Origin of the sequence: Pseudomonas sp. Root329 (assembly GCF_001424925.1) — a bacterium.
Classification (GTDB): Bacteria; Pseudomonadota; Gammaproteobacteria; order Pseudomonadales; family Pseudomonadaceae; genus Aquipseudomonas; species Aquipseudomonas arabinosi.
Window position 1 is genome coordinate 1 of record NZ_LMCV01000040.1, and the last position, 13,196, is coordinate 13,196.

12 protein-coding genes and 1 pseudogene are annotated in these 13,196 nt (G+C 61.8%); 1 reads left to right on the forward strand and 12 read right to left on the reverse strand.

Annotation, left to right across the window (positions count from 1 at the left end):
* Nucleotides 1–237, forward strand: a pseudogene (locus ASC74_RS32280) (hypothetical protein); the annotation flags it as partial.
* 215 nt (nt 238–452) lie between these two features.
* Here ASC74_RS32280 and ASC74_RS25220 read toward each other — a convergent pair.
* The 12 genes from ASC74_RS25220 to ASC74_RS25275 all read right to left on the reverse strand — a co-directional run bounded on the left by ASC74_RS25220 (nt 453) and on the right by ASC74_RS25275 (nt 12,816).
* Entirely contained in the window at nt 453–1,328 is an 876-nt protein-coding gene (locus ASC74_RS25220; protein WP_056744988.1) for an SDR family oxidoreductase, read from the reverse strand.
* 26 nt (nt 1,329–1,354) lie between these two features.
* Nucleotides 1,355–2,503 carry an acetyl-CoA C-acetyltransferase gene (locus tag ASC74_RS25225; RefSeq protein ID WP_046049772.1) on the reverse strand — a complete coding sequence of 383 codons (1,149 nt, stop codon included), beginning with the start codon at nt 2,501–2,503 and terminating at the stop codon, nt 1,355–1,357.
* 42 nt (nt 2,504–2,545) lie between these two features.
* Entirely contained in the window at nt 2,546–3,601 is a 1,056-nt protein-coding gene (locus ASC74_RS25230) for an acyl-CoA dehydrogenase family protein (RefSeq protein WP_056744990.1), read from the reverse strand.
* 10 nt (nt 3,602–3,611) lie between these two features.
* A complete protein-coding gene (locus ASC74_RS25235; protein ID WP_056744992.1) occupies nt 3,612–4,778 on the reverse strand; it encodes an acyl-CoA dehydrogenase family protein in 1,167 nt (388 codons plus the stop codon).
* A gap of 10 nt (nt 4,779–4,788) precedes the next feature.
* The gene (locus tag ASC74_RS25240) at nt 4,789–5,544 is read right to left on the reverse strand and encodes an enoyl-CoA hydratase family protein (RefSeq protein ID WP_056744994.1); all 756 of its coding nucleotides are present in this window, start codon (nt 5,542–5,544) and stop codon (nt 4,789–4,791) included.
* An 11-nt stretch (nt 5,545–5,555) separates the two neighbouring features.
* Nucleotides 5,556–6,623, reverse strand: a complete 1,068-nt coding sequence (locus ASC74_RS25245) for an NAD(P)H-dependent flavin oxidoreductase (RefSeq protein ID WP_056744996.1) — start codon at nt 6,621–6,623, stop codon at nt 5,556–5,558.
* Between the two features lie 2 nt (nt 6,624–6,625).
* A complete protein-coding gene (locus tag ASC74_RS25250; RefSeq protein WP_056744998.1) occupies nt 6,626–7,498 on the reverse strand; it encodes an enoyl-CoA hydratase in 873 nt (290 codons plus the stop codon).
* A gap of 24 nt (nt 7,499–7,522) precedes the next feature.
* Nucleotides 7,523–8,311: a CoA-transferase subunit beta gene (locus ASC74_RS25255; RefSeq protein WP_056745000.1), complete on the reverse strand. Its 789-nt coding sequence runs from the start codon at nt 8,309–8,311 to the stop codon at nt 7,523–7,525.
* A 12-nt stretch (nt 8,312–8,323) separates the two neighbouring features.
* Entirely contained in the window at nt 8,324–9,205 is an 882-nt protein-coding gene (locus ASC74_RS25260; protein ID WP_056745002.1) for a CoA transferase subunit A, read from the reverse strand.
* An 11-nt stretch (nt 9,206–9,216) separates the two neighbouring features.
* A complete protein-coding gene (locus ASC74_RS25265; protein WP_056745004.1) occupies nt 9,217–10,113 on the reverse strand; it encodes a VOC family protein in 897 nt (298 codons plus the stop codon).
* A 274-nt stretch (nt 10,114–10,387) separates the two neighbouring features.
* Nucleotides 10,388–11,509 carry an LLM class flavin-dependent oxidoreductase gene (locus tag ASC74_RS25270; protein ID WP_056745006.1) on the reverse strand — a complete coding sequence of 374 codons (1,122 nt, stop codon included), beginning with the start codon at nt 11,507–11,509 and terminating at the stop codon, nt 10,388–10,390.
* 122 nt (nt 11,510–11,631) lie between these two features.
* On the reverse strand, nt 11,632–12,816 hold the full coding sequence (locus ASC74_RS25275) for a flavin-dependent monooxygenase (protein WP_056745008.1): 1,185 nt from the start codon (nt 12,814–12,816) through the stop codon (nt 11,632–11,634).
* Nucleotides 12,817–13,196: the final 380 nt, after the last annotated feature.

Genomic DNA, 13,196 nt, shown 5'->3' on the forward strand with positions numbered 1-13,196 from the left:
GCGCATTCTACAGCAGCCTCTGTTGCTGTCAAGCGGTTATTTTCCGAAGTTTTCAAAGTTTCCTTTGCAACTTCAACCACTTGCGCTTTCGATCTCTCGCTAGCGGGAGGCGAATTCTACAGCGTTACTCGCTGCTGTCAACACCTCTTTCACACCGCTTTCGACCGAGAAGATCGAACCGTCAATCAAGCTAAACCACCCTGCCTGACCGACTCCTTCTGGGCTTCGATGACCTGAAGCAACTTGCTGTCGAAAACTGCGTAACTCATTGTTTACCAAAGAGTTTTCCGTTTCGACTGCGCCGGAAGTGGGGCGAATTATAGACTTCCAGAATCTGCCGTCAACCCTTAATTGGGTTTTTCTATCAATCACGTGCAGAACGCCGGAAAACAGCCCGTTTCTCCTCTATATAGAAGAGCAAAACGAATCCTTCTATATAGAGGGCGGCCCAATCACCTGCCATACACTTTCGCCGCCGGCACCGCCCGGGCCATCAATTGCTCTACTGCCTGCCCCACCTCGCCCACCGCCCAACGCCCTTGCCTGTCCAGTTCCGGACCTCTACGCCAGCCGTCGGCAATCGACAACTTGCCGCCCTCGACTTCGAACATCTGCCCGTTCACCGCACTGGACGCTTGCGAGCCGAGCCAGACCACCAACGGCGCAACGTTTTCCGGAGCGAAGTAGTCGAAGCCCTCTTCGGGTTTTTTCATGCTATCGGCGAACACTTGCTCGGTCATGCCGGTGCGCGCGGCCGGGGCCAGGGCGTTGACGGTTATGCCATAGCGACCCAGTTCGGCCGCCTGCACCAGCGTCAACGCAGCGATACCGGCCTTGGCAGCGGCATAGTTGGACTGACCGATGGAGCCCTGCAAACCGGCCCCGGAACTGGTGTTGATGATCCGCGCACTCAGCTGCGCCCCTCCCTTGGCCTGCTCGCGCCAGTAACGCGCGGCGTGGCTGGCGATACAGAAGTGGCCTTTGAGGTGCACGGCCACCACCGCATCCCAGTCGGCTTCGGTGAGGCTGGCGAACATTCGGTCGCGACAGATGCCGGCGTTGTTGACCACCACGTCCAGGCCGCCGAAGGTTTCGATGGCCTGGCGCACGATCAACGCCGCATCGTCGTAGCGGGTGATGTCGTTGCTGTTGGCCACGGCGCTTCCACCCTGCCCGAGAATCTCGCCGACCACCGCCAGCGCTGCTTCACGATTGATATCGTTGACCACCACGTTAGCGCCCTCGGCGGCGAAGGCCAGCGCGTAGGCCCGGCCCAGACCACCGCCGGCACCGGTGATGATCACTACGCGGTTCTCACAGATTTTCATGTTCCTGCTCCCTTCAAATACATCGCTTACAAGCGTTCGATAATCGTCACGTTGGCCTGGCCGCCACCTTCGCACATGGTCTGCAAACCGAAGCGTCCCCCGCTGCGCTCCAGTTCATGCAACAGCGTGCACATCAACCGAGTGCCGGTGGCGCCCAACGGATGGCCGAGGGCAATCGCCCCGCCGTTGACGTTGGTCTGTTCATGGGGATAACCCGTCTCCTTGAGCCAGGCCATGGCCACCGACGCGAAGGCTTCGTTGATCTCCACCCGATCGATGTCTTCCAGCTTCATCCCGGCTCGCTTGAGTGCATAAGCGGTGGCCGGGATGGGAGCGGTGAGCATCCAGATCGGGTCTTCGGCGCGTACGCTGAGGTGGTGGATACGCGCGCGCGGTGTCAGCCCATAGCGTTTGAGTGCCGCTTCAGAAACGATCAGCATCGCGCTGGCCGCGTCGCAGGTCTGGCTGGACACTGCCGCGGTCACCCGGTCGCAGCCAAACAGCACGTCCAGTTCGGCCATTTTCGCCAGACTGGTCTGTCGCGGCGTTTCGTCATGCACGACCCCGGCCAGTGGCACGATTTCCCGGTTGAACCGTCCTTGCTCGATGGCCCGCAATGCCCGCTGATGGGACTCCAGTGAATAGGCTTCCAGTTGTTCGCGGGACAGCCCCCACTTCTCGGCAATCATTTGCGCCGAACGAAATTGAGTCGGCGGTTGCGCGCCATAGCGCCGGACCCAACCTTCGGAGCCGCTGTACGGATCACTGAAGCCCAGTGGTTCGGCAGCGATCATGGCTGAGGAAATTGGAATCTGGGTCATGGTTTGTACGCCGCCGGCGACGACCACATCCTGGGTGCCGCTCATCACCGCTTGGGCGGCAAAGTGCACTGCTTGCTGGGACGAACCGCACTGACGATCGATGGTGGTGCCGGGTACCGCATGCGACAGGCCCGCGGCCAGCCAACAGGTGCGGGCAATGTCCCCGGCCAGCGGTCCGATGGTGTCGACACAGCCGAAGATCACGTCGTCGTAATCGTCATCGGGGATGTCGTTGCGCTCGACCAGCGCACGCAAGACGTGGGCGCCCAGATCGGCTGCATGAATCTGGCTCAAACCACCCTTGCGCCGCCCGGTGGGTGTACGCAGGGCGTCGACAATATAGGCTTCAGGCATGGTGTACCTCGAGGTAAATGTTGACGTCAGGCACAGTCGCCGTCAGAAAGTTTTGCCAGCACCCAGTGCTGGATTGCCGTCGAACAAGGCTGCGCGGATCCGCCCTTTATGATGGCCGCGATCACCCCAGACCTTGTCCAGCGCCCAGGCGCGTTTCATGAACAAATGCAGGTCGACTTCCCAGGTGTAACCCATGGCGCCATGGGCCTGAATGGTGTTTTTCGCGGCCAGCATCGCCGCTTCCGCCGTCGCCAGTTTGGCGTGGGACACCAGCACGTCTTGCCCCGGCAGCTGCTCGGCCAGTGCATAGGCCGCGCGATACAGCGGCCCTTTGGCAAACTCGATCTGCACCGCGACGTTGGCCATCAAATGCTTGACCGCCTGAAACGAACCCACCGGTTTGCCGAACTGTTTGCGCTCAAAGGTGTAATCCACCGCGAGGTCGACCATGCGCTTGGCCAGCCCCAGCATTTGCGCAGCACAGCCCAGCGCGCCACGATTAAACGCGGCGGCCCACAAGCGCCGACCCTGTTCGCCAGCGGCCACGCAGGTGGCGGACGTTGGCGTCCAGTCGACCTGAAACAGCTGACGACTGGGATCGACCGACACATTGCGGATCAGGCGCACCGCGCCAGGTTCGACCGCATGCACCTCATCGCCATGGGCCAGCAACAACAAATCGGCGACATGAGCATCGCTGACCAGCGGGTTACCCGGTTCGGCAATCGCCAACCGTGCGTGGCCTTCCGCGACGCGCGCCAGCCAGTGCTGTTTGAGTGCCGCGTGGCTTTCATCAAGGGCGGCGAGCAACGGCACGCCGATCAGCATCGTGTCCACCAGCGGCTCGGGCAGACCGGCATAACCACATTCCTGAGCAAGCAGAATGAAGTCCAGCTCATTCATGCCCATCCCGTCTTGCTCTTCGGGAACGGTCAGCGCGGTCAGGCCCAACTCCACCAATTGGGCCCAGAGCTGATCGCTGCGCCCGCTGTCGCTGAGCCACAATTCGCGAATGCGTTCCGGGGTGACCTCGTTGATCAGAAAACTTCTGACGTTGTCCTGGAACAGCAATTGGTCGCGGCTGTAACTAAAGTCCATGGTCTATTCCTCAGGCACGCGGCATGCCGAGCATGCGTTCGGCAATGATGTTGCGCTGGATCTCGTTGGTGCCGGCATAGATCGGCCCGGCCTGGGCAAACAGAAAACCTTCCAGCCAATGGCCGACATCGCCCGCAGCAGGTGCTTCGGGCAGCAGCTCGCCACGCAAGCCGAGAATGCTCATGGCGGTGTCGTGCATGCGCTGATCGAGTTCCGACCAGAAGATTTTGTTGGTCGAAGATTCTGGCCCGATCTTGCCGCCCTGCACCAGTTTCGAGGCGGTCATGTAGGTGCTCAGGGTGTAAGCCTCGGCGTCCAGCCAGGCGCGCATCACCGACTCGCCAATGGCCGGATCGCGGTCAGCCTGCTCGCGGTTGGCCTGGTACAGCTGCACCAGTCGCCGAGCGGTTTCCTGAAAGCGTGCGGGTGAGCGCAGCAGCAAACCGCGCTCGAACCCGGCGGTGGACATCGCCACATGCCAACCCATGCCCTCGCCGCCCAGCGCGTTTTCCACCGGAACCTTGACGTCGTCGAAGAAAATCTCGGCGAACCCGGGCAAGCCATTGAGCTGAGGAATCGGCCGTACCGTGATCCCCGGGCTGTCGAGCGGCAGCAGAATAAACGTCAGGCCCTGATGGCGCTGGGAGTGAGGGTCGGTGCGAAAAATACCGAACACCCAGTCGGCCCACACGGCGCGAGTCGACCAGGTTTTCTGGCCGTTGATCACGTAATGGTCGCCCACCCGTTCGGCCTTCGAGCGGATCGCCGCCATGTCGGAGCCGGCGCCTGGCTCGGACCAGGCCTGGGCCCAGATGTCTTCGCCAGTGGCCATGCGTGGCAGAAAGCGCGCCTTCTGTTCCTCGCTGCCATATTCCATCAGCGTCGGGCCGAGCAGGAAGATGCCGTTCTGGTTAACCCGTGCAGGCGCGCCAGAGCGGTAGTACTCCTCCTCGAAGATCAACCACTCGATCAAGTCGCAACCGCGCCCGCCGAGATCGATCGGCCAGGTGACCATGCCCCAGCGACCATCGTTAAGCCGGTTTTCCCAGGTACGGTGCTCGGCAAAGCCTTGCTCGGTGTCGAACGATTGCAGCGGTTCACCGGGTACATTGGCCGTCAGCCAGGCTCGCGCCTCGGCGCGAAAGGCCTGCTGGGCCGGGGTGTATGTCAGGTCCATGAGAGTGCCTTCAGCCGTTGAAGTGGGCATCGCGCTTCTCGACGAACGAGTCGCGTGCTTCCTGTGAGTCCAGTGAGCGATAAGCCTCGAGCGTGAAGCCCTGCTCCCAGCGATATTTGTCTTCCAGATTGCCGTCTTCGATACCGCTCAGCGCTTCTTTGGCGAGGCTGATCATGGCCGGGCTCTTGGCGGCGATGGTGCGGGCGATCTGCAACGCGGCCTCGCGCAAGTCCTCGCGCTTGACCACACGCTCTACCGCACCCAGGCGCCAGGCCTCGGCGGCGTCGATCATTTCGCCGGTGAAGTACATGTGACGGACTTTCTGCACCGGGAACAGCCGCTGTAAATGCGCGCCGCCGCCCATGGCACCGCGATCGACCTCGGGCACGCCGAAACTGGCGCACTCGGAGGCCACCAGAATGTCGGCCGCGCCGCAGATGCCGATGCCACCGCCGAGGACGAAGCCGTGTACGGCGACGATCACCGGTTTCGGATTGCGGTGGATCGCCTTGAAGCTGTCGTAGTTGCCTTTGTTCACCGCCACGATCAGGTTGCCGTCGGCGGCCAGTTCCTTGATGTCGACCCCGGCACAGAATCCGCGCCCTTCGGCCCGAATCACGATCACCCGCACGCTGGCGTTGCGACCGAGGCCTTCGATCTCGCTGGCGATATCGGCCCAGCCCTGGCAATTGAAGGCGTTGACCGGTGGCTGGTTGAACACCAGTTCGGCGATGCCGTTATCGATACTGACGCTAAATGGTTTCATGCCTTTCCCCTTCACGACACACGGCGGCACAGCTCGCCCAGACGCGCTTCGGCGTCACGGACGATCTGTTCAATCAATTGGGCGCAGCTGGGCAAGCTGTCGATGGACGCGGCGACCTGGCCGGCAGGCAGCACACCTTCGGCGGGTAACCCGTCGACCATGGCTTTCTGGATCACCATCGGCGCGTTGGCGGCCATGATGCTTTGCGCCGCCGTCAGCTCACCGCTGCCGCGCATTTTCAAAACGCTGCCGAGCAGTTGCGTCAGGCTCATGCCACTGTGGCGGCGGTACGCCAAGCCACTCTGGAATGCCAACAACAAACGTTTGAGACCACCACTGGCTTCAAGCTGGTTGAGCAATTCGTTGCGAATCATCCGTTGCGGCATACCGTCGATGGCGCGACTGATGATGATCGCCGCCGGGTCGTTGACCGCGAGGTAACGCGACAGCGTCGCCTGCGGCACCGGGCTGTCGGCGCACATCAGAAAGCGCGTGCCCATGGCGATGCCTTCGGCGCCATAGGCCAGGGCCGAGACCAGGCCTTTACCATCCTTGAAACCACCGGCGGCGACCACGGGCACCGAGACCGCGTTGACCACTTGATCGAGCAGCAACGAAGTGGGCACCGAGCCGGTATGCCCACCGCCCTCGCCGCCTTGTACGGTGACCGCATCGGCGCCCATTTCCACGGCTTTTTGCGCGTGCTTGAGGGCACCGACCGTGGGGATGCACACCACGCCGGCGTCCTTCAGACGGCTGATCATTTGCTTGCCGGGCGAGCGGCTGTAGCTGACTGCCCTGACGTTGTGGCGCAGCACCAGCTCGACGATCTCTGCGGCGTTGGCCTGGTACATATGAAAATTGACCCCGAAAGGCTGATCGGTCAGACGCCGGGTTTCAAGGATCGCTGCCTCCATCCGCTGAGGCTCGATGGTCGCCCCGGCGAGAAAGCCGAAGGCGCCGGCATTGCCGGTGGCCGCCACCAGCTTCGGGTCGGCGACCCAGCCCATTGCGGTCTGGATGATCGGATAGCGACAGCCGAGCAGTTCGGTCAGACGGGTATTCAAAGAGATCGCCATGCTCACGCCCCGCCCGAGGTGCGTTGCGAACGGGCCATGGCCTTGGCGTCATATCCGCCGAGTCGGTCACCCGACACCAGCTCATTGTGTGCATGGGCGAAGTGATGCAGACCAAACACCATATCCATGGTCGCGCGCTTGCCCATCAGGTCTTCGGCGTTGTTGACTGCCTGCTTGCTCAATTGCAGACCGAGGCGCGGCATCTGTGCGACGCGTCCGGCGATGTCGAGGGTTTCCTGTTCCAGCAGATCACGGGCAACCACCCGATTGAGCATGCCCATCTGGTAGGCGCGCGCCGCCGGCATACGCTCGCCGAGGAACAGAAATTCCTTGGCGATGCGCGGGTTCAGCTCATGCACATGGGCGAAATACTCGACCCCGGGAATGCCCATTCGCACCACCGGATCCGCGAAGTACGAATCCTCACTGGCGACGATCAAGTCGCAGACCCAGGCCAGCATCAGCCCGCCCGCGATGCACGCCCCCTGGATCATGGCGATGGTCGGCTTGGGCATTTCGCGCCAGCGGCGGCACATGCCCAGATAGACTTCCTGCTCTCGGGCGTAGAGAAATTCGCCGCCCGGTTTGTTGGTGTGGTCGTACCAAAGGCTCGCGCGGTCGAAGGTCTGATCGACGTCGCGACCCGGCGTGCCGATGTCATGTCCGGCGGAGAAATGCTTGCCGGCACCACGCAATACGATGACTTTCACCTCATCGTCATCGCAGGCCCGGCGAAACGCCGCGTCCAGCGCGTAGGTCATCTGCGAGTTCTGCGCGTTGTGGTACTCGGGGCGGTTCATGGTGACCAGGGCCACCGCGCCGCGCACCTCGTAAAGCACCACGTCGGCCTCGTTCTTGTCGTTATGTTCAGCCATCACTTTTCTCCGAAACGGGGGCGCTCAGCGCTGGCCTGGCGGGTTGTCTTTGAGCTGGCTGGCACGCAGGTTGTGCGGGTCCAGGCGCTGGATCAGCTGCAATTGTTCGACGGTCGGGGCAGCCGTGGTCGGGCAGTCTTGCGGCACATGCAGGGCAAATCCGGTGTTGTCCTGAACCTCGGCCACCGTCACGCCGGGGTGCAGCGAGCGAATCCGCATTTGCCGCTGCGGGCCCAGGAAATCCAGCACGCAGAGGTCAGTGATGATCAGGCGGATATCGATCTCGTCCAGCGACCAGCCGCGCGCTAGACGCGCCGGGTTGTAGCCAACCGAGGCGACCATATCGACCTCGCCTTCGACGAACACCCGACGGTTGTGGCTGGGCACGCAAAAGGAGTTGGCGTGGCTGATCGAGTTGCCGGGAAAACCGCGCACACCGAGCATTTGCGCCTTGGGTTTGGCGTAATCGCCAATGCACGAAATGTTGGCCTGGCCGAAACGGTCAATCTGGGTCGGGCCGACCAGCGCATGGCGCTTGCCGCCCCACACGTTGTCGAAAATCCGCGAGAACCCCATCCAGCTGTCACGCTTGGGCTGATAGCCGTTTCGCGCGCCCAGCGGCACCGGTTCGGCGACCATGTAGGCTTCAGAATCGGTCATCAATAGCTGCGGATTGCTGCTGAGCATGCTCAATGAAGCGGCCAGGCGCGGAATCACGCCGATGCCGCTGGCCAGAACCTCGCCATCGTCGCGCCAGGCTTCGGAGGCGGCACAGATCATCAGTTCGGCGAGGCTGTAAGTGGTAGTGCTCATCGCAAGGCTCCCTTAAAAAATCGGCAACGGCAGTTGGCGGATCGCAGCCAGGCCGCCGACCTTGTCCAGGTACTGTTCGTGGGTGCAGTCGACGTAGTCCCGGACGTAGCCCTGCCAGCCATCGACGGCCTGGGCTGAAGCGTTGTAAGCCTTGAAGTGCGCCACGTCGAAACCGTACAGCGGCGCGCAGGAAGACGGATGCGCACCGCCCGGCACGTGGGCTACGGCGGTGGTCAGGTTGCGTTCCCAGAACACTTGATGTGCTTGCCCGGCATCGGCGTGGAAATACTCGCTGTCCACCCGTTCATCGCAGGTCACGTAGCTGTGAGTCGCGGCACGCACGAACAGGTCGTCCATGTAGTGATCGGGGCCGCTGATCTGGCAGACACCCCGCGCATCGGCACGGTCGACGTGAATCAGCGCTGCATCGAGTTTGAGCGCCGGCATGGCGACCCAGTCCTTGCCGTCGGCATAGGGCGAGGCGATCAATTTGATCTGCGGGTTGTGCCGCAGCACATCGGTGCCCAGGCCTACCGCCGTCGGAATAAATGGCACATTCATCGCTGCGGCCCGAAGACCGAGCAGGAGCATGCCTTCGTCGATTTCCATCACCTCCAGCGCCGCCTCTTGGCGTGCCTTGCGGAAGTACGGCTCCAGTGGAATGAAATCCAGGGAAACAAAGGCGAACACCAGTTTCTTGATCTTGCCGGCCGCACAGAGCATGCCGACATCCGCACCACCGTAGGCGACCACGGTGAGGTCCTTGAGGTCCGAGCGCAGAATCTCCCGCACCAACGCCATGGGTTTGCGCCGCGGCCCCCAGCCACCGATGCCGATGGTCATGCCGTCACGCAGTTGGCCGACCATCTCGGCCGTGGTCATTCGCTTGTCCATCGTCATCGTCCTCATTGGCGACCGACACTGAAGTCGTGGCCCCAGTGGCTGACCACGGTGCTTTCAAAAGGTGTGTGGCGATCCCAATCCACCACCAGGCCATCGCAGCCGTACTCCAGGTCAAACCCGGACGGCGTCTTGATGTAGAACGAAATCATCTGATCGTTGGTGTGCTGGCCCAAGGTGGCCGACAGCTTCACGCCGTTGGCGTGCACCCGGTCCAGCGCTCGACCGACTTCGTCCAGCGCGTTGACCTCGACCATCATGTGCACGCAGCCGTGGGGCATCGGGCACTCGAAAATCGCCAGCGAGTGGTGCCGACCGTTATTGCAGTGCAGGAAGTGGATGCGCTTTTGCGGTTCGGCCAGGTCCGGGGTGAAGCGGACTTTCATCAGGTCGGACAGTCCGAAACCGAGTACTTGCTCGTAGAAATCCCGGCAGCGCTCGAAGCTCGGCGCCGGTAGTACCACGTGGCCCATGCCCAATTCGTTGGTGACGAAACCCTTGACGCCGACCGGCGAGACGAAGCGTGCGAAGTCCTGCAACGGGCCCCAGAACAGTTCGTGACGGGTACCATCCGGGTCGCTGAAGTGCACCAGTTCCTGGACCTTGCGAACCTCGGCCTGGGCCACGGTGCCGCGGGTAACTTGCACATCGGCCTGTTCCAGAACGTTGACGGCGTGTTCAAGCGCCGCTTTGCCAGGCACTTCCCAGCCGCACGCACCGAAGCCGTTCTCAGCGCTTTTCTCCACCAGAATGCGGTAATGGCGCTCGTCCATTTTCAGGTACAGCCGCTCATCGTCATCGCTGCCGACCACCATCATGCCCAGCACCTGGCTTGCGTACTGCCGCCATTGCGCCAGGTCGCTGGATAACAGGGTGACGTAACCCAGACCACGGATATCCATGGATGCACTCCTCGTTCTTTTTCTAAGGCCCCGCCGCACTCGGCGGCTGCCGGGGGAGACTTTATGCAGGGCTATTCAAGCGGGTTTGAGCGGGGGGAACATCGTCCAATGGGACTAGCGGAAATGATTGGTGGAGGCATAAAAACATGTGGGAGCGGGCTTGCTCGCGAAGAGGCCATATCAGTCAACATTGATGTTGAATGTAAGACCGCCTTCGCGAGCAAGCCCGCTCCCACAGGGGTGATGGGGTGTTCAGATGCTTACGTGGTGGGTTTTAAGCCTTGCGGAAATGCGGAATCACTTTCTCGCCAATGTTGCGCAGGGTCTCCAGTTGCGCCCATTGCGGCACGGTGCCCATCTGGCAGATGAACAGGATTTCGTCAGCACCGGCGTCGATCAGCCGTTGCACGTAACCGATGCAATCCTCGACGGTGCCGTAGGCGTGGTTGGGGTTCATCATCGCCATGGTCGGGTCGGAGAAATCGACGCTGACTTCTTCCGAGGCGAAGCGCGACTTGATCACGCTCTGGCCGTTGCCATCGACGAAGGTGTCGTCCTTCCACTTCTCCGGGTCCGGGCGCTCGCCACCGCCGTACCAGTAACCCAACGATTCCATGAAGTAGCGCTGGCCGCGGATGCCGATGCGGCGCGCCTCTTCGTTGTCTTCCAACACGATGGCCGGGCACAGGGCGGCGATGTGGCGGTTGGGGCGGAAGCCCACCTGCTGCTTCTCATCGCGGTTATCAAAGGCTTCGTGATAGACCTCAACCTTCTTGGCGATTTCTTCCGGGCCACCGAAGCCCAGCACCAATGCACCCATTGCGCGACCACCAGCCTTTTTCAGCGACTCGGTATTGGTGCAAGCCAGGTACATCGGCGGGTGCGGATCTTGATAAGGCTTGGGATGGATCGGCCGTTTAGGAATCTGCACGAAATCGCCGTTGTGTTCGATTTCGTCCTGCACGAACATTTTCGGGATCAGGTACATCATCTCGTCGATCTGCGGCTGCAACGTGGCCAGGTCATAACCGAAGGTGCCGGCCTCCTGCTGGGTGCCACCCTTGCCGACGCCAAAATGCACCCGGCCCTTGGACAACAGGTCAAGGGTCGCGATGCGTTCCGCGACTTTCACCGGGTGGTTCATCGCTGGCGGCAAGCAGACCACGCCATGGCCAATGCCGATGCGTTCGGTTTTGCCAGCGACGAAGGCCAGCATGGTTTCCGGCGCGGACATGTGCGAGTAGTTGCTCAGCGCCGTGTGTTCTACGCACCAGAAGGTGTCGAAGCCAAGCTTGTCGGCCAGCACAGCTTGCTCGACGGTATCTTCGAAAATCTTGCGGTCGCCTTCGCGGCTGGAGTCCACCGTCTGGGCTTCGTAAATCAGTGAAAATTTCATGGTTGATCCTTGTGTTTATTGGATGCGCAGTCGGCGCCTGAGACCTACGCCTTGCCCCCATGCTCGGGCATCGACGGGGCGCTCGAATCACGCAAACGGACTAGCTGACTCAAAGGGAAAAGTCAGAGAAAAAAGTCGTTGCTGTCCTGGCCCATACTGACCCCGCCGAGATTCCAGGCGTACTTGGCCGGGTTGTTCGCGACGTGGGCGCGACCGGTGTGAATGTCGCGGAATGCCCGGTTGATCGTGTGGCTGCGGAAGATGGTCGAGGCGCCGCTGTTGAACATCAGGTCGGCAACCGCTTTGGCGCACTTGTCGGCCACCAGCGCCGAGTCGTAACGCATCTTCACCCGCTCGGGCATGCTCAACGGTTCTGCACTTTTGGCCCGTTGCATCATCAGAGCGAAGTTGCGCAGCAGGACGGTTTTGCACTCGTCGACGCAGACCATGGCGTTGGCCAGCGCGGATTGCGCGGCCGGGTCCTGGACCATTTTGCGACCGTCGTTGACCCCGACCCGCGCGCGGTTGTGCTCGACAAACTGATCCACCGCGCCTTGCAGGGCACCAATGGCCGAAGACGACACCGCCCGCACAAAAATCTGCCCGAATGGCAGGCGGAACAGCGGCGCGGTGTTCACTGCGTTACCCGGACTGTCCTGCATGAAACCGTCGAACGCCCGATGAGTGCGGTACTCCGGAACGAAAACGTTCTCCACCAGGATGTCGTGGGAGCCGGTGGCTTCCAGGCCCATGACATTCCAGTTGTCGAGCACCTGATAGTCGCTGCGCGGCACCAGGAAAGTCCGGTAATCCGGCGCCCCGCCCGCCTCCTCCGGTGGCACCAACGCCCCCAGGAACACCCAGTCGCAGTGCTTGCTGCCGGAAGAAAACCCCCAGCGCCCGCTCAGCTTGAAACCACCCTCGACCCGCTCGACCTTGCCCACCGGCATATAGGAAGAAGAGATCAGCACACAGGAGTCGGCGCCCCAGACATCCTGTGCCGCACGGTCATCGAACAGCGCCAGTTGCCAGTTATGGATCGCCACCACCCCCAGCACCCAGGCCGAAGACATGCACCCTTCAGCGAGGGTCATCTGCACCTCGAAGAAGTCCCTGGGTTCCAGTTCATAACCTTCCCAGCGCGATGGCTGAAGGATGCGAAAGAACCCGGCGTCGTGGAAGTCTTTCAGGGTCTCTTCAGGCAGCTGGCCGGCTTGCGCGGCGTTCTGGGCGCGCTCACGCAGGATCGGCACCAGCTCGCGGGCACGTTGGCTCAGACGCTGGCGAATCAGGTCTTGGTTGAGCATTTTTATTGTTCTCCTCTGTTCACCCCATCCGCCGGGGCGCGCGTGCAGCGGGGCGTGTGCAGCACCAGCGGCGCTCGCCTCCACAGCGGCATTCAAGCAATGCGTGGGGCGGTGGGCATCCCTCAAACGGACCATGCGGCGTTTGAAGAAAAGCGAAGGATGAAAGCCAAGATCAAAAGATCGCAGCCTGCGGCAGCTCCTACAGGGGGACTGCGTACAGCTGCGAGAGATTGGCTGGCAGATAGACCGCCATCGCGAGCAAGCTCGCTCCCACAGGGGATCGGGGATCGGTGTTCGCCTTTCGCCTTTCGCTCCTCACCACTCAACAGGCCGAGCGTTAGCTCGCCTGCAGCTTGTGATCTTGATCCACCCGCCCCCTC